This is a genomic window from Sphingomonas aerophila (genome assembly GCF_014199305.1).
GTDB lineage: Bacteria > Pseudomonadota > Alphaproteobacteria > Sphingomonadales > Sphingomonadaceae > Sphingomonas > Sphingomonas aerophila.
Genome location: NZ_JACIJK010000008.1, coordinates 135,126 through 149,473 on the forward strand (window position 1 = coordinate 135,126; position 14,348 = coordinate 149,473).

Below are 14,348 nucleotides of genomic sequence, written 5' to 3' on the forward strand. Positions count from 1 at the left end.
GCCTATCAGGCGAGGGCGGGGCGGGGCTTTCGCGTGACGCCCAGATTACCTGTCTGTTCCTCCGCCTTGCGCGCAAGATAGGTGTCCAGTCCGATCTGCGCCCCGATCAGCATGAACACGAACGGTTGCAGCGCGATGCCGACGAATGCCGCGCCGAGCAGGTAGACGAGGTGCGCGGTCTGCAAGGCAAGGGCCAGCGATCCTGCCCAGGCGTTGGCGCTTTCCGGATCGCGGTATCGGCGCCGAAGCACCTCCATGCGCCACAGGCCGCCCAGGTTGATCGCCAGCCAGACAAGAAGGCCGAGATAGCCCTGTTCGCCCAACATCTGGAAGTACGCGCTGTGCCAGGCGCGTGCCTCATCCGTGCTGACCCGGGTACCGCCAGCACCGTCGCTGATCAGCATCCGCAGCTTGTTCTGCTTGAACGCCAGGAAGCCGCCGCCCATCGGATGGGTCTTCGCGTAATCTAGCGTCCAGGCCCAAACCGCGAGGCGGGTCGAGGCGGACTCGTCGGCGTCATAGGTCTTTATGGTGTTCATCCGCTCCGTGTACGCCGTCGGCAGGAAGGGCACGGCCGAAAGCCCGAGCGCAACCGCCATGCCGGCGAAGAGCAGCTTGTGGCGTGAGCGGATCCACATCAGTATGCCGAGCAGGCCGATGCACAGCAGCCCTGTGCGTGCCGACGTGCCGATCGGGATTAGCACGCAGGCAAAACACAGCGCATAGGCAAAGGCCTTCACACGCCGGTCGGGTGGGAAGATCGTGCCGTATCGCGTGAACCACAGGATCACCGGGATGATCGCGATCGCGACGGCGGAGATGGTGCTTCCCTCGTACAACCCCGAATTGTTCGTGACCATTAGGTTTAGCTCACCATATCCGCCGCCCGACAGCACCGTTTTCACACCGCCGACGATGATGATCGTGGCGGCCGAGAGCACCATGAACAGAAGGAGCGTTTCGATCCGCAGCTTCGTGCGGAGCGTGAGTGGCAGGAAGGCGGCGAACATCAGCGCTTTCCAGATGTAATCCCAGGTTTCCTTTGCCTCGGCCGGGAAATCGGCATGCGCGGTAGTGTATCCGCAGATGCCGATCAGGAGAATAATCAGTACTTGGCGCGGCGCGACCCGGGCGTCTTTCTTGTCGTCTGCAACTAGCCACAACCCGAGCGCGCCGGCGCCGGCGATCATCGAGATCGAGAGCGTGTTGAGTAGCCAATAGGTCAGCTGCTGCGGTGAAACGACATCGATGTAGACATAGGCGCAGACCATCAGGAACGGACGCGCGAGCCCCAGCACGAATAACGTGAACAAAAACCCGATCAGGAACAGGTCATGCATCGCGGCGGCCCCGATCGATGCCGCGCCTGATCGGCGGCCCCTCACGGTCCAGATCGGGGCGCTTCAGCAACCGCCAGGCAGCGATCAGCATCAGCCCATGGGTGAGCAGGATCGTGAGGTTGTCGATCATGAGGGAGCGAGCACCCAAGGCATGAGTGGCCGTATAGGGAAGGGCGGTTGACGCGCCGTTAAGCCCGCGGTGCCATGACACGCCTCGCGATGCGCATTCTTCATGTCCTGGACCACGGCCTGCCTATTCAAAGCGGCTATACCTTCCGCACCCGTGCGATCCTGAAGGCTCAAGAGGCGCGCGGCTGGCAGGTCGCCGCCGTCACGGGCCCGCGGCAGAATGAGGCAGGTCCGACCAGCAGTGCCGCTGCGGAGGTCGTCGACGGCATCACCTTTCACCGCACCCCAGGGTCGCTGCCCAAGGGTGCGCTCGGCGAGCTGGGCGGTGTCGCGCGCCTTGCTCGCCGCATCGACGCGGCGGTCGCAGAGTTCCGGCCCGATATCCTGCACGCCCACTCGCCGGTGCTGGGAGCGCTCGCCGCGCTGTTGGTAGCGCGGCGGCGTGGATTGCCGCTCGTGTACGAAATCCGCGCGTTCTGGGAGGACGCGGCCGTTGGCAACGGCACCGGCCGGGAGGGCTCGCTACGCTATCGCGCGACGCGGGCGCTGGAGAGCTGGGCCGTGCGGCGGGCCGATGGCGTCGCGGTTATCTGTGAAGGGTTGAGGACTGATCTGCTTGCCCGCGGGATCAATCCCGATGCCGTGCTGATCTCGCCCAACGGCGTGGACATGACCCTGTTCGGGGCGCCGCCGCCGCGGGACGAGGCACTGGCCGCAAAGCTGGGACTCGACGAAGCCGAGGTGATCGGCTTCATTGGCAGCTTCTACGATTATGAAGGTTTGGACGATCTGATCGCCGCCATGCCCGCCCTGATCGCAAGGCGTCCCGCGGCACAGCTGTTGCTGGTGGGTGGTGGCCCGATGGAGGTGGAGCTCAGAAAGCAGGCTGCGGCCTCTCCTGTCGCCGGCCGGATCCACTTCTGCGGGCGCGTGCCGCACGCCAGCGTCGAGCGCTATTACGGCTTGGTTGATGTGCTCGCCTATCCGCGCAAACGGATGCGGCTAACAGACCTGGTCACGCCGCTGAAGCCGTTGGAAGCCATGGCGCAGGGCCGGCTTGTCGCTGCGTCCGACGTTGGTGGTCATCGGGAACTGGTTCGCGACGGTGAGACAGGCACGCTTTTTCGCGCCGACGATCCCGCGGCGATCGCCACAGCCCTGGCGGACCTGCTCGAGAACAAGAGCGAATGGCAGCCGCGCCGGGCCCGCGCCCGCGCTTTTGTTGATCTCGAACGTAACTGGTCGTTCAACGTTTCACGTTACGAACCGCTTTACCAACGGCTCGTTCGAGCTGCAGCCACGGATGTATCATGGTCGCGTTTCCCCGTTTCCAGGGCCTGACTGGCTCGATCCCGACAACAGGTGCCGGCGTCGCCGCCGTCATCGGCGCGGGTGCATTCGCCCTGATGCCCGACGCCCTGCTGGAAAGCCTCGTCTGGACCAGTGGAATAACGGCTTTGGTGCCCGCAGCCGAACCGCCGCTTGCGACCACCGCGAGAGCGATCCTGGCGCTGGCCGGGGGAGCAGGTGCAGCTGCGGTATCCTGGGCGGCGCTGTACCTCGCCTGGGGACCGGGAGGGTTCCTGGCGCCTCGGGGCAACCGCCTGACCGATATCCCGGTCGTGCGTCGTGCGGACGCTCATCCCGACGCGCCGCCACGTCGGCCGATGTCGGCCGCAGACCTGGGCACACCATTGATGGAGGTGGCTGCCGCACAGCCGCGTCCGGCACCGCAGGTCGAGCGTACGATACCGGCGGACCTCGACACGCCCCTGGCGAGCTTCGACCCCGCCGCGATCCCCGCGGCGACGATCAGGCCGCTTCCCGGCGCGCCTAGCTTGGCGCCGGGCGAGCGAATGGACGCGTTCGAACTCACCCCGGTGGTCCGCTTTGGAAGTGAGGCGCCGGTTCGGGCGGAAGGAACCTTCTCCCGCCCGACTCTCGACCAATTGATCCGGCGACTGGAACAGGGCGCACAGCGGCGCGCAGTCCGCGGCTGATCCGTCAGGCGGGGCGGAACACCCCACACGCGATTCTGCCGCCGCTGTTGCCCGACGGATCGGTCATCAGGTCATCCGCACCGGCGTGCACCATCATGGCCGCGCCGTCTACATCTAGCAGGCCTGCCAAGGTGCCGCCCGCCACTGTCGCGCCCAACGTGCCCCGGCCATCCGTTCCGATGATCAGGTTGGGCAGATCGCCTTCATGCGGACCCGCGGGATTCATGCTGCCGTGCTTGGCCGCGGTCGGGTTCCAGTGGCCACCCGCGCTGGCAAAATCCGGAGCGTCACACCGGCCCACGGTGTGAACATGGGCGCCATGCGTTCCGGCCGGCAGCCCTTCAACCTCGATGGTATAGCGCAACCCGCCCGCAACCTCCGTCACCGTGGCGCGGCCGGCGGGGGTGCCAGTAGCAGTGGCCAGAGTGGCGACCGCGCGTGCGCCACCTTCGACCGACGTGCCGGTCACGGGCTCTTTGTGAGCGCATCCGGCAATCGCCAGCATAGCCCCTGCAACAAGAAACGGCTTGGTCGGCATCGACATCACTCCCCTTCGCTGCCGACAGGCGACGCCAACGGCCAGCGCTCCACCGGCTCATAGCGCGCGCCCTCACGGCCAAGAAAGCTCTGGTACAGGATCAGGTGTGCGAAGGGAAACGACTCGCTCGACAACGCGGCATGCTCGACGAGCCATTGGTCCACGGCAGGAGCTTCGGCTGCACGCCGATGAAGTCGTGCAACGGTAATGTGCGGCAGATAAGTGCGCCGCTCGGGCGCAAGGCCTGCTCGGACGCAGGCCTGTTCCACCTTCGCATGGAGGTGGCGCAGGGGTTCGGCAGGCGCCAGGCCCGCCCATAGCTGCGCGCCCGCCCCGCGCCCACGAAAGGCCCCGACGCCCGACAGGCGGACCAGCGGTGCCGGTGCGTGCACCGCGGCGAGGCAGGCGGCGACATCCTCTGCGACCGGCCTGTCGACTTCTCCAATGAAGCGAAGGGTCACGTGCAGTTGCTCGTCATCCTGCCAGCGAGCATCCTCCACACCCTCCGCCAGGTCGGCCAGCCGATCGCGGATCACAGGAGGCGGACGCAGGGCGACAAAAAGTCGGGGCATGTTCGTAACCAAATGTTGCTGGGCCGGCATGGCCCCGGATTCGCTTGAAACACGTCGGCCAAAGACCGATATTCGACCTATCCGGCCCTATGCCGGAAAAGGAGCTTTGTTCGCCATGGCTAATTGGTCTGATCCTCGGCCGACCTCCGCGCCCTTCGGCGCGACGGCCGATCGTGCGCGGAGCACCGCGTTCGATGCGGGTCTTCGTTCCTACATGCTGTCCGTCTATAACTACATGGCATCGGCCGTTCTGCTGACGGGTATCGTCGCGCTCGGCTTTGCCAACAGCGGCTACATGTCGGTGCTGTTCAACCCGGCGACGGGCGGCCCAAACCTGCTCGGCTGGGTAGTGATGCTGGCGCCGATCGGCATCGTTTTCGCGATGAGCTTTGGCCAGGGCCGGATGCAGACCGGCACGCTGCAGGCGCTGTTCTGGTCCTATGCGGTCCTGATGGGCTTGTCGCTGTCGACGATCTTCATTCGTTATACAGATGCGTCGATCGCCGGTGCGTTCTTCGCGACCGCCGCGGGGTTCGCCGGGCTGAGCCTGTACGGCTACACCACCAAGCGTGACCTGTCGCCGTTGGCAACCTTCCTGCTGGTTGGTGTTATCGGCATTCTGGTGGCCAGCATCGTCGCGATCTGGGTGCCGGCGCTGAACCCGGTGATCTCGATCGTCGGCGTGCTGTTGTTCGCGGGCCTGACCGCTTACGACACCCAGCGTACCAAGAGCATGTATGATCATGTGCGCGGAACGCAGGACGAAAAGCGCGTGGTCATCATGTCGGCGCTGAGCCTGTACCTCGACTTCATCAACATGTTCCTTTTCGTGCTGCGTTTGTTCGGTTCGCAGCGCAACTGATTGGGACGACCTGACTGACAAATGGGGCCCGGCGGGAGACTGCCGGGCCTTTCGCTTGTGCGGAACGCGTGAGCTTGCGGGCCGTTCTCCTCCCGCAACGAAGGAGTTCACCCATGTCCGCCAATGACGGCAACAGCATCGACCAGGGCGCACTCGACAGCATGTCGGTTGCGCCAAATGCGGGTAATCAGGAACGTGACCCGCGCCAGGATGCTGGCCAGGACCGCTCGATCACCAAGCGTCTTGAAAAGAACCCGGAAAATTCGGACGCCCAGCTCGACAATGCGCTGGATGAAAGCATGGACGCTAGTGATCCGCCGTCCACCACCCAGCCGGCGCACGGCTCCGAGCCGCCGCTTTCGTCCGGCTACGATGCAGAGGCTGAGCGGCAGCGTTCCGACAGCGCTGATTAACGCCCTGTCCTGAAACACCGCTGCCACATTGTTGCGTAAGTGTCGCACCCGGCGATCCAAGTTGGTCGCCGGGTGTTTTGTGTCGGCGACAATGTTGCGCTGCACTCACATTTCTGGCCCAATGCCTGAAAGGCAGACGACGAGACGTTAAGGGCGGCGTTAACCATCCTGGCGTACACAGGCATCGGTCAACCGGGCGGGGTGAGCGACATGGGATCCAGGATGAAACAGGCCGAAGGCGTGATGACGCTGGCCGAAATGAAGGAATTCGCTGGCTTTGCCGCAGCGACCCAGCGCTACATCCGCAGAAGCCTGGATATCGGGCTGGACCGCGACGATGCCATGCGGCGCTGGTCGCGCGATGTGGTTGAAGCGGCAAGCATCCGTGCACAGGCGAAGCTTTACGTTCACCTGCCCGAGTTGCGCGAAGCAGTCCCTGACGACAGCGGCCTTGGCGCGATTGAGCCGTTCCTGGCGCCCCTGATCTCGCTGGTGGCCTTCGACCTTGGGCAGGGGCGACTGACCACCTTTTCGGCGGTACGGTTCCTGTATGAGCGACTAGTCGGCGCAGAGGTGCGCCCTTGGCTGCCGGCAGCGTTCTGCGCGGCTGCGGCCTTGCCCCACCTCCACCCCGATCTGCGCCGGCGGTTGTTGCAGTCGATCAGCGAGGCTGCCGCGACGGCATCGGGCTGGTCCAACCGCCAGCCATCCTTTTTCCCCCATTGGGTGGAGAAGGTCGAACCTGGCGCTGCGCTGCCTCACTAGCGGCAGGCGCGCCAGACGGCCGCGCCACGCGCAGCCTGGTCCAGGTGAAGATGGTCGTGGTGGGCGGCATTGTAGTCCGGCGACAACACGGTCGCGAACAGGTCACAGGCCCCGTCGCGAACCGCGCGAAGGAAAGCTGCCTTGTGCCCGCCGCCACGCCAGTCACGGGCGACGGTGATCCGCTCCCCGCCGGCCAAGCGGAAGGCGGCTATGTCGATTGCATTGGCGCTCGCATGTTCGCTCCACGCGCCCTGGTCGCGCCCGTATAGGCGGCGGCAGCTATAGCTTCCAAAGTGTTCTACACTGACCACTTTCTTGCCAAAGATGCGCTGTGCGGCGGGCTGGACGACATTCCATTCCCATGCGGACAGGCCGGCTGCAACGGGGCAGGACACGCCCGCCGTCGCCGGACTGTAAGCGATCCGCCGCGACCCGCCCCCACCAAAGCGCACGGCGTTGTCATAGCCGCAGGTACCGCTGTCGCGCCGGGATGGGAGTACCCGATAGCGCACGCCGGCCCGGTCCAGCACGGCGCGACACGCGGAAAGGTCGTCGGAAAGCCCGGCAATCTTGTGTCCGGTGAACAATCCAACCGGGACAGAGAGGTCGAGCGGTGTCCAGGGCAGATCCTGGGGCCGCGCTCGTCCCAGGGCAAAAAGGGCAAGCACGATCGCCAACGCTGCTCCACCAAACACGATCGAGCCGGCGACACGTCGGATCCAGCGCATCAGCCGCGCTGCGCCGCGTCCAGCCGCTCGGCAGTGATCGGGAAGCCGAGGTCATCGGGGATACAAAGAAAGGTCCCGCCGTCCCGCTCTTCGATCCAGGGCGTAATCGTGCGGATCGGGTGGGCGCGGGCATCTGCGACAGCGCTTTCGTAATCTGGATAGAGCGCCAGCCGCTCCAGCGTGCGCCGTGTGGGGAAGATCAGCGTGGCCCGTCCCGCATCTGCGTCGGCGAGCACGGATGCAGCGCTGGCCCAGAACAATGTTACGTTCTCCGTTGCATCGACACTGGCCACGGGCGCCGAAGCGGGCAGGCGGGCGAGATAGAAGCGTGTGTCGAAGATGCGGACCGGCCGGTGATCGGGCAGCCACCGAGCGAACGGCTCCACTGCGTCAAGCTCCAGGGTGCAACCGGCTATAGCCAGTGCCCGGGCGAAGGGCTTTCCCGCGTGCAGCGCCGCGCGCAGGACCTTGAGTTGTTCGGGCGAGGGCGAGGGTGAGAGGCCGATCGGCAGTCCCGCCTCCTCGATGGTTTCGCGGATCGCAGCAATGCGGGCGGCGCTTTCGTCCGGATCATGCGGAGCCACAAGCTCGGCCAGTTTCCGGTCACCGGGATCGATACGCCCGCCCGGAAACACAAGCGCGCCGCCCGCAAACGCCATGGCGCGGGCGCGCTCCAACATCAGCAGTTCGGGCGCGCTTTCATCGACGCCATCGCGCAGAATGATCAACGTTGCGGCAGGAATGGCGGGAGAGGCGGTGGCTGTCACCACGACTGAACGATCAGAAAGGTCGATGGATCAGTGGTCAACGGCGGGCGTGGTGGAGCCGAGGGGAATCGAACCCCTGACCTCTGCAGTGCGATTGCAGCGCTCTCCCATCTGAGCTACGGCCCCGCGCCCTGCCCGGCGATCGCCGGGAGCGATGCCTTAGCCCTGCATGCATGCACTGGCAACAACCGAAATACCTGGCTCTCAGTCCAGAAGGAGCAGCGCTGCGACAGGCTGCTTGCGGGCCAGTGCGCGGCAGGAACCATCGCCCATGCCAGACCTTTTTTGATCTGAGGCAACCAGCTTGCATGTGACGAGCCGGGGCCCCGCAGGAGCAACCAACGGAGGTTCTTATGAGCGACGACCGTTACCCCCGAAGCACCAGTCCGCAGGACGATTATCATGGCCGTGATGACGCCGGCGACTATGCCCGCGATTACGGCTCGGGGCGCCACGACAGCTACTCCAGCGCGCGCAGCTATCAGGCTGCGGGCCAGCTCGGCCGGGATGCGGATCGCAACCGCGACGCGGGCGGCGACCGTTATGGCCAGCGCGGTTCAACGCAGGGCCGCTATCGCCAGGACCATAGCGGTCAGGGCAATTATGGCCAGGCAGGCTTCGGCCAGCGCGGCGGCGGCGGGTCCGACTATGGTCGCGACCGCGGCTACCAGCAGGATCGCTCTGGTAACGAATACTACGGCAGCTATGCCGGCGACGGCAGGCGGTTCGAGAGTGCCGGCCGGCATCGTGACCGCGACGATGACGACCACCGGCTCGGTCAGACGAGCGGGCGTAACGACTATGGGCGCCAGCCGCAGGGCTATGATTATGAAGAGCGCGGGTTCCTGAACCGGGCCGGTGACGAGGTTCGCTCCTGGTTCGGTGACGACGAAGCGGAGCGCCGGCGTGAGCGCGATGCGCGCATGGATGAGCAACGCCAGTCACAGCGCTTCAATGATGATGGGGACAGCCATTATCACGAGTGGCGCCGCGGCCAGATTGACGCGTTCGACCGCGATTACCAGGAATATCGCGAGGAAAACCGGCAGCGCTTTCAATCGGAGTTCGCAGCGTGGCGCACCGCACGTCAGGGGCAACGCGACCTGCTGAGCAAGGTAACCGAGCACATGGAGGTGGTCGGCAGTGACGGCGAGCATGTCGGCACGGTGGACAAGAACCGCGACGACCGCTTGATTTTGACCAAGAGCGACGCGGACGCAGGTGGTCGACACCATTCGGTCCCGTCGCGCTGGATCGCCTCCGTCGATGACAAGGTCACGCTGACCAAGACGGCGCAGGAGGCCAAGAACCATTGGCGCGACGAGGAGAACAGCAGTGCGATCCTCGGCGACCGTCACCAGCAGGGTGGCTATAGCGCCGGCCGGGCCGCATCTGCCAGTCAGGCGAGTTCATCCGGTCAGGGTAGGGATTCCGGTCAGGGTGAGCCATCGGGCCAGACCAGTGCGTCGAGCACGGCTGGTGAGGGCCGCACCGACCTGAACCGGAGCTTCTCCGGCACCTTCTGACTCGATATGTGGAAGGCGGGGCCGGGCAGAGATGCTCGGCCCCATTTTCTTCGCGTCAGCACGATCAGGCGGCGGCTCGCGCACAGAGTTAGAAAGGGCCCGAACGTCGCCGCTCGAGTCCTTTATCGCACTTCCTGTGTTCGATCAGATCGGATTGTTGAACGTGTCGCAGCGGGCAGGGTCGCCGGTCTCGAGCCCCACTTGCAGCCAGTGCTGTCGCTGAGCAGAGGTACCGTGTGTGAAGCTGTCGGGCATCACGCGACCGCTCGACTGCTTCTGGAGTGTGTCATCACCGATTGCCTGGGCTGCGGTCATGCCTTCCTGCACGTCGCCCGGGTCGAGTCGATCACGGTTTTGCGCCGCCCAAACGCCAGCATAGCAGTCCGCCTGAAGCTCCAGCCGCACGGAGGCAGCGTTGCCCTCACGCTCCGACGAGGAGCGCTGGATGCGCTGAACCTGATCGGACGTGCCGAGCAGGTTCTGGATGTGGTGCCCGAACTCATGCGCGATCACGTAATCCTGCGCGAAATCGCCCGAGGCCCTAAAGCGGGTGGCGAGTTCGTTGAAGAAGCTGGTGTCGAGGTAGATGCGCTGGTCTGTAGGGCAATAGAATGGGCCCATCGCCGCCTGCGCAGCGCCACATCCCGATTGGCCGTTCTGGTCGAAGAACCGCAATCCAGGCGCCTGGAATCGCTGGCCCTGATTGGCGAACACCGCGGCCCACGTTTTTTGCGCCGAGCTGAAGGCGTTGCAGGCGGCAAGCTGTTCCGCGTTTTCACGGCAGACCGTGGTGGCACTGCCGCGATCCTGTGGCGCCGATTGGGTGACGGGCACGCCGCTGCCCCCGCCACCGATCATGCCGCCCAGATTCCCCAACCCGCCAAAAACGGCGAGCAGGAGCAGGACGACCACGATGCCGCCGCAGCCAAATCGGCTGCCGATCAGCGGCAACAGGCTGAACAACAGCCCGCCGCCGCCACCTCCGCCGCCGAAACCAAAGCCGCCGCCACCGCCGCGGTTACCCTGGTCGCCAACGTCGATGTTCGGATCAAAATCGTCGAGCCGCATCGGCGGGCACTCCCGTTACAGAAAAGGAACGGAAGCGAAATGCTTGGCGACCTAGGACGGTTGCACCGGCTCGGTCGCAACGCCATGGATCGGTAAAGGAGAAGGCCATGTTACTGAAGGGCCGCACCGCGGTGATCACCGGCTCCACGTCCGGAATCGGCCTCGCCTACGCCCGCGCGCTCGCCGGAGAGGGCGCTGCCGTGGTGCTGAACGGCTTTGGCGATCCTGCCGCGATCGAGCGGATCCGCACGGAGATTGCCGACGTGAGCGGCGCCTCCGCCCTGTACGACCCGGCCGACATGACTCGCCCGGATGAGGTTTCGGCGATGGTCGATCGGGCGGAGCGTGAGCTGGGCAGCGTCGACATCGTGATCAACAATGCGGGGATCCAGCATGTCGCTCCGGTGGCTGACTTCCCGACCGACAAGTGGGACGCGATCATCGCGATCAACCTGAGCTCCGCCTTTCACGTCATGCGCGCGGCCATACCGGGGATGAAGCGGCGCGGCTGGGGACGTATTATCTCGACTGGATCGGCGCACTCGCTGGTCGCGAGCCCGAACAAGTCCGCGTACGTCGCGGCCAAGCACGGCCTGGCGGGCCTGACCAAGGCGGTGGCGCTGGAGGTGGCGCAGAACGGCATCACCGCCAATCTGATCTCCCCAGGCTATGTCTGGACGCAGCTGGTCGAGAACCAGATCCCTGACACGATGCGTGCGCGTGGCCTGACTCGCGAGCAGGTGATGAACGATGTGCTGCTCGCCGCGCAGCCCACCAAGGCATTCGTCACGCCGGAGCAGGTCGCCGCACTGGCGTTGTTCCTGTGCAGGGATGAGGCCGCGGCCATTACCGGCGCCAACCTGTCGATGGATGGAGGCTGGACTGCGGCCTGACCGCACAGCGGCGCTGGCGCTGCTGCTCGCCGCCGCGGCTCCGGCCGTTTCACAGGCGATAGACTGGCGGCGTGTTGCGACGCGTACGGATCGAGACCGCTTGCGACAATGGAGGGCGGCCTGGACAGCGGCCATGGTCAGTCCCGGCCCCGGGAGTGATCCCTTGTTCAACCCCGACGTGGCGCTTGCTGGCGCCACTCCGCCGGCAGGGCTGTTCCGGTGTCGACGGTGGCGGTTCGACCGCGGCGAGCCCGTCGCGCAGGCTTGGCTAAGGTGCCGGATCGCGCCCGCGGAGCGGGGGGGAGGGGTCCTGAGCGTCGCGGGTGAAGGGCAGCGGCCGGACGGGACAATCTACCCGGACACCGACGCCCGTGCAGTGTTTCTTGGAACCTGGACCTACCCGGGCGAGCGGCGCCCGATGATCTATGGCCGGGACGCGCGGCGCGATGTGCCAGGGCTGGTCGAGCGGATCGGGCCCGCCCGTTGGCGAATGGTGCTGCCCTATTCGGGCTTTGGCGCCGTGCTGGACGTGGTGGAGATCGTTGGCGACGACGCGGCCTCGACCGGCTGACCCGGTGCCGATGCGATTGTCGTTACGGTCTGGACCTGCGGCGCCACCGAAACGGGCGTCAGCGACTGAAGATACTTGTCGCCGTGCAGGTTCACCGGAAAAACGCGGCCCTTGTTCGCCTCTGCAACTGCCTGAAGGTACGAACGCGGCTTCTTCATCAGCTTTGGCTGGTCGAGTCCGGTCAGCCCCGCGATCCGTGCCGCTTCCTTGATGAAGTGGATGCAGTTGCGATTGTTGAGGTTGTAACGGCCGTCCCCGGTCTTGTCGTCCCAAGCCGCGATCAGTGCCTGCATCTGCGTGTACTGCGCATCCGTCAGGGTCACCGAGAACTGCGCATCGCTTCCTCGCATATAGCCCGGCTTGGCAATATCTAGTCGGCCGGGCACGGTGCCGAACAGCAATGCCGGACTGACCGACTTTGCGGTGAACCCGTAGTTCACGTCAACCGGCGCTCCACCCGCGTCGGGCGTCCCACGGAGCGTGAAGAAAGTGTGCGGGAAGCTGTTGCCGAGCTCATGGCTCCAGAAGGTGATCGTCACCGCTGCCTGAGCCGGAAGAGCAACGCCCAGGCAAAGCAGGGCGGCAAGAGCCAGACGAAGGAGGGAACGCATTGCCTGTTTCATACTGCAAGCCGTGATTTCCTTGAAGGGCCGAGGAGCGCCCGCCCGCGGTTCATGCAGGCGCGGCATACGGAGCAACCTTGGTCGCGTTCTCGCGCTTCTCAGGACGGATGTAGATCGAGCTTAGCTGCGGCAGTTCCGCCTTCAGCGACGTCTCTATTTCCTCGATCAGCGCCTCGCCTTCACCCATCGTCAGGGCATCCCGGAAGTCGGCGCTGACGGCCACGAAGATGCTGTCGGGGGCGGTGTGTATCGTGCGAACGTGATTTACGGCCGTCACTGCCGGATGGGCCGCGATCCGATCCCTGACGGTTTCGATGACCTGTGGATCGGCACGCTCCCCGATCAGCAAGCCCTTCGCCTCTCGCGCGAGGAGCACGGCCACCGCCGCCAGCACCGCTCCGATCGCGATGGAGGCATAACCGTCGATCCGTGGGTCGTTGAAGTGGTGGCTGGCCCAGACACCGACTGCCGCAATCGCCAGCCCCGCCAGGGCAGCCGAGTCCTCGAACAGCACGATGAACCCCGCCGGGTCCTTCGAACGATGGATCGACTGCCACCAGCCCCTGTCGCCCTTGCTCTTGCCAAACTCCCTCACGGCTATTGTCCAGCTTGAACCCTCCAGAAGCGCGGAAATGCCCAGCACGACGTAGTTCACCGTGGCGCTTTTCAGTTCCTCGGGTTGGTTGATGTGGGCGATGCCTTCATACACCGACACGCCGGCACCTACTGCGAAGATGAGGATCGCGACCACAAAGGCCCAGAAGTACAACTCGCGCCCGTAACCGAAGGGGTGGGCGGCATCCGGCGGGCGCTTGGCGCGCTTTTGCCCATAGAGCAGCAGGATCTGGTTGCCGCTGTCGACGCAGCTGTGCACGCCCTCGGTCAGCATGGACGAGGACCCAGTGATGCCGGCCGCCACGAACTTGGCGACACCGATGCCGAGATTGGCAGCGAGGGCGCCGTAGAGGACGATGTTTTCGCGGACGTTCTTGATGATGTCGGCCATGTGCCTGCCTATACGTCCGGCGTCACTGATCGGTCCGCTTGCGGTGCCCGGGCGAAACGATAGCTGGTCTGCGCAAAGCCGAGGCGACGGAAGAAGCCGTGAGCGCTGCTGATGGTTATGTCACTCATCACTTCGATCGCTGCGAGGTCGCGGGTTTGCGCGACATCAGCGACGTGATCGATCAGACGGCGTCCGATCCCGCGCCGCTGCTGATCGCTGGCGACGGCGAGAAACGTGACGCGGGCGATCGGGCCATGCTGGAGCGTTGGCATGACGTGCCAGGCGAGGCAGCCGATCACTCCGCCCTCGTCGGCCACGAACACGGGCTCGCCCAGCGTCGTCGCGGTCGCGATACGTTCTGCGATCGCCGCGGCATCGGTGCCGGGCACAAGGCGAGAGAGCGCGTCCGCATCTGCGCGAGTGGCGGGACGAACCACCAGTGGCGGTCGGGCGCGAGCGGGCGGCGGCGCCGGCGGAGGTGACGGAGCGGGATCGGCGCGGGCGGGAGACGAGGGTGCTCTCGGCTTCGGTCCAGGTTCTTGCCGCT

Annotated in this window: 18 protein-coding genes and 1 tRNA gene; 8 read left to right on the top strand and 11 right to left on the bottom strand. The window is 65.4% G+C overall.

Going from position 1 to position 14,348, the window contains the following annotated elements:
* Positions 1 to 5 precede the first annotated feature (5 nt).
* Both FHS94_RS13670 and FHS94_RS13675 read right to left on the bottom strand, forming a co-directional pair.
* A complete protein-coding gene (locus FHS94_RS13670; RefSeq protein ID WP_184058773.1) occupies positions 6 to 1,340 on the bottom strand; it encodes a putative O-glycosylation ligase, exosortase A system-associated in 1,335 nt (444 codons plus the stop codon).
* Positions 1,333 to 1,470, bottom strand: coding sequence for a hypothetical protein (locus FHS94_RS13675; protein WP_184058774.1), 138 nt, complete (start codon positions 1,468 to 1,470; stop codon positions 1,333 to 1,335). The genes FHS94_RS13670 and FHS94_RS13675 overlap by 8 nt, the downstream gene beginning before the upstream one ends.
* Positions 1,471 to 1,559: 89 nt before the next feature.
* Here FHS94_RS13675 and FHS94_RS13680 point away from each other — a divergent pair, with 89 nt between their 5' ends.
* The gene (locus FHS94_RS13680; protein ID WP_184058965.1) at positions 1,560 to 2,810 is read left to right on the top strand and encodes a TIGR04063 family PEP-CTERM/XrtA system glycosyltransferase; all 1,251 of its coding nucleotides are present in this window, start codon (positions 1,560 to 1,562) and stop codon (positions 2,808 to 2,810) included.
* A complete protein-coding gene (locus FHS94_RS13685; protein ID WP_184058775.1) occupies positions 2,780 to 3,469 on the top strand; it encodes a hypothetical protein in 690 nt (229 codons plus the stop codon). Before FHS94_RS13680 ends, FHS94_RS13685 begins: the two co-directional genes overlap by 31 nt.
* Before the next feature lie 4 nt (positions 3,470 to 3,473).
* Here the strand turns inward: FHS94_RS13685 and FHS94_RS13690 are convergent, their stop codons facing one another.
* Complete coding sequence (locus tag FHS94_RS13690; protein WP_184058776.1) at positions 3,474 to 4,007, bottom strand: superoxide dismutase family protein; 534 nt, start codon at positions 4,005 to 4,007, stop codon at positions 3,474 to 3,476.
* 5 nt (positions 4,008 to 4,012) lie between these two features.
* Positions 4,013 to 4,579, bottom strand: coding sequence for an RNA 2',3'-cyclic phosphodiesterase (gene thpR, locus FHS94_RS13695; protein ID WP_184058777.1), 567 nt, complete (start codon positions 4,577 to 4,579; stop codon positions 4,013 to 4,015).
* Positions 4,580 to 4,694: 115 nt separating this feature from the next.
* Between thpR and FHS94_RS13700 the strand changes: the two genes are divergently transcribed.
* The 3 genes from FHS94_RS13700 (at position 4,695) to FHS94_RS13710 (ending at position 6,619) form a co-directional block, all read left to right on the top strand.
* Positions 4,695 to 5,441 carry a Bax inhibitor-1/YccA family protein gene (locus tag FHS94_RS13700; protein ID WP_184058779.1) on the top strand — a complete coding sequence of 249 codons (747 nt, stop codon included), beginning with the start codon at positions 4,695 to 4,697 and terminating at the stop codon, positions 5,439 to 5,441.
* A gap of 113 nt (positions 5,442 to 5,554) precedes the next feature.
* The gene (locus FHS94_RS13705) at positions 5,555 to 5,854 is read left to right on the top strand and encodes a hypothetical protein (protein ID WP_184058781.1); all 300 of its coding nucleotides are present in this window, start codon (positions 5,555 to 5,557) and stop codon (positions 5,852 to 5,854) included.
* Positions 5,855 to 6,076: 222 nt separating this feature from the next.
* The gene (locus FHS94_RS13710; RefSeq protein WP_425506187.1) at positions 6,077 to 6,619 is read left to right on the top strand and encodes a hypothetical protein; all 543 of its coding nucleotides are present in this window, start codon (positions 6,077 to 6,079) and stop codon (positions 6,617 to 6,619) included.
* Here the strand turns inward: FHS94_RS13710 and FHS94_RS13715 are convergent.
* The 3 genes from FHS94_RS13715 to FHS94_RS13725 form a co-directional block, all read right to left on the bottom strand.
* Positions 6,616 to 7,347 carry an extensin-like domain-containing protein gene (locus FHS94_RS13715; RefSeq protein WP_184058786.1) on the bottom strand — a complete coding sequence of 244 codons (732 nt, stop codon included), beginning with the start codon at positions 7,345 to 7,347 and terminating at the stop codon, positions 6,616 to 6,618. The genes FHS94_RS13710 and FHS94_RS13715 overlap by 4 nt on opposite strands.
* On the bottom strand, positions 7,347 to 8,114 hold the full coding sequence (locus FHS94_RS13720) for an NUDIX hydrolase (protein WP_184058788.1): 768 nt from the start codon (positions 8,112 to 8,114) through the stop codon (positions 7,347 to 7,349). The genes FHS94_RS13715 and FHS94_RS13720 overlap by 1 nt, the downstream gene beginning before the upstream one ends.
* 50 nt (positions 8,115 to 8,164) lie before the next feature.
* A tRNA-Ala gene (locus tag FHS94_RS13725) sits at positions 8,165 to 8,240 on the bottom strand.
* Positions 8,241 to 8,467: 227 nt separating this feature from the next.
* On the opposite strand from FHS94_RS13725, the gene FHS94_RS13730 reads away from it, so the two are divergent.
* The gene (locus FHS94_RS13730) at positions 8,468 to 9,640 is read left to right on the top strand and encodes a DUF2171 domain-containing protein (RefSeq protein ID WP_184058790.1); all 1,173 of its coding nucleotides are present in this window, start codon (positions 8,468 to 8,470) and stop codon (positions 9,638 to 9,640) included.
* Between the two features lie 144 nt (positions 9,641 to 9,784).
* Here FHS94_RS13730 and ypfJ read toward each other — a convergent pair whose 3' ends face one another.
* A complete protein-coding gene (gene ypfJ / locus FHS94_RS13735; protein WP_184058792.1) occupies positions 9,785 to 10,708 on the bottom strand; it encodes a KPN_02809 family neutral zinc metallopeptidase in 924 nt (307 codons plus the stop codon).
* Between the two features lie 107 nt (positions 10,709 to 10,815).
* Here ypfJ and FHS94_RS13740 point away from each other — a divergent pair, with 107 nt between their 5' ends.
* Together FHS94_RS13740 and FHS94_RS13745 are read left to right on the top strand one after the other, a co-directional pair.
* Positions 10,816 to 11,601, top strand: coding sequence for a 3-hydroxybutyrate dehydrogenase (locus FHS94_RS13740; RefSeq protein WP_184058794.1), 786 nt, complete (start codon positions 10,816 to 10,818; stop codon positions 11,599 to 11,601).
* Positions 11,579 to 12,172: a DUF4893 domain-containing protein gene (locus FHS94_RS13745; RefSeq protein WP_184058796.1), complete on the top strand. Its 594-nt coding sequence runs from the start codon at positions 11,579 to 11,581 to the stop codon at positions 12,170 to 12,172. The genes FHS94_RS13740 and FHS94_RS13745 overlap by 23 nt, the downstream gene beginning before the upstream one ends.
* Here the strand turns inward: FHS94_RS13745 and FHS94_RS13750 are convergent.
* The 3 genes from FHS94_RS13750 to FHS94_RS19805 form a co-directional block, all read right to left on the bottom strand.
* Complete coding sequence (locus tag FHS94_RS13750; RefSeq protein ID WP_184058800.1) at positions 12,103 to 12,783, bottom strand: hypothetical protein; 681 nt, start codon at positions 12,781 to 12,783, stop codon at positions 12,103 to 12,105. The two genes, FHS94_RS13745 and FHS94_RS13750, sit on opposite strands and share 70 nt — an antisense overlap.
* A 61-nt stretch (positions 12,784 to 12,844) precedes the next feature.
* A complete protein-coding gene (locus tag FHS94_RS13755) occupies positions 12,845 to 13,801 on the bottom strand; it encodes a cation diffusion facilitator family transporter (protein WP_184058802.1) in 957 nt (318 codons plus the stop codon).
* An 8-nt stretch (positions 13,802 to 13,809) separates the two neighbouring features.
* A complete protein-coding gene (locus tag FHS94_RS19805) occupies positions 13,810 to 14,238 on the bottom strand; it encodes a GNAT family N-acetyltransferase (RefSeq protein WP_184058804.1) in 429 nt (142 codons plus the stop codon).
* Positions 14,239 to 14,348: the final 110 nt, after the last annotated feature.

What these genes read in the sequence shown, in the direction of transcription:
- FHS94_RS13670 (WP_184058773.1), bottom strand. Translation starts at nt 1,340, where the DNA reads ATGCATGACCTGTTCCTGATCGGGTTTTTGTTCACGTTATTCGTGCTG.
- FHS94_RS13675 (WP_184058774.1), bottom strand. Translation starts at nt 1,470, where the DNA reads ATGATCGACAACCTCACGATCCTGCTCACCCATGGGCTGATGCTGATC.
- FHS94_RS13680 (WP_184058965.1), top strand. Translation starts at nt 1,560, where the DNA reads ATGCGCATTCTTCATGTCCTGGACCACGGCCTGCCTATTCAAAGCGGC.
- FHS94_RS13685 (WP_184058775.1), top strand. Translation starts at nt 2,780, where the DNA reads ATGGTCGCGTTTCCCCGTTTCCAGGGCCTGACTGGCTCGATCCCGACA.
- FHS94_RS13690 (WP_184058776.1), bottom strand. Translation starts at nt 4,007, where the DNA reads ATGCCGACCAAGCCGTTTCTTGTTGCAGGGGCTATGCTGGCGATTGCC.
- thpR (WP_184058777.1), bottom strand. Translation starts at nt 4,579, where the DNA reads ATGCCCCGACTTTTTGTCGCCCTGCGTCCGCCTCCTGTGATCCGCGAT.
- FHS94_RS13700 (WP_184058779.1), top strand. Translation starts at nt 4,695, where the DNA reads ATGGCTAATTGGTCTGATCCTCGGCCGACCTCCGCGCCCTTCGGCGCG.
- FHS94_RS13705 (WP_184058781.1), top strand. Translation starts at nt 5,555, where the DNA reads ATGTCCGCCAATGACGGCAACAGCATCGACCAGGGCGCACTCGACAGC.
- FHS94_RS13710 (WP_425506187.1), top strand. Translation starts at nt 6,077, where the DNA reads ATGAAACAGGCCGAAGGCGTGATGACGCTGGCCGAAATGAAGGAATTC.
- FHS94_RS13715 (WP_184058786.1), bottom strand. Translation starts at nt 7,347, where the DNA reads ATGCGCTGGATCCGACGTGTCGCCGGCTCGATCGTGTTTGGTGGAGCA.
- FHS94_RS13730 (WP_184058790.1), top strand. Translation starts at nt 8,468, where the DNA reads ATGAGCGACGACCGTTACCCCCGAAGCACCAGTCCGCAGGACGATTAT.
- ypfJ (WP_184058792.1), bottom strand. Translation starts at nt 10,708, where the DNA reads ATGCGGCTCGACGATTTTGATCCGAACATCGACGTTGGCGACCAGGGT.
- FHS94_RS13740 (WP_184058794.1), top strand. Translation starts at nt 10,816, where the DNA reads ATGTTACTGAAGGGCCGCACCGCGGTGATCACCGGCTCCACGTCCGGA.
- FHS94_RS13745 (WP_184058796.1), top strand. Translation starts at nt 11,579, where the DNA reads ATGGAGGCTGGACTGCGGCCTGACCGCACAGCGGCGCTGGCGCTGCTG.
- FHS94_RS13750 (WP_184058800.1), bottom strand. Translation starts at nt 12,783, where the DNA reads ATGCGTTCCCTCCTTCGTCTGGCTCTTGCCGCCCTGCTTTGCCTGGGC.
- FHS94_RS13755 (WP_184058802.1), bottom strand. Translation starts at nt 13,801, where the DNA reads ATGGCCGACATCATCAAGAACGTCCGCGAAAACATCGTCCTCTACGGC.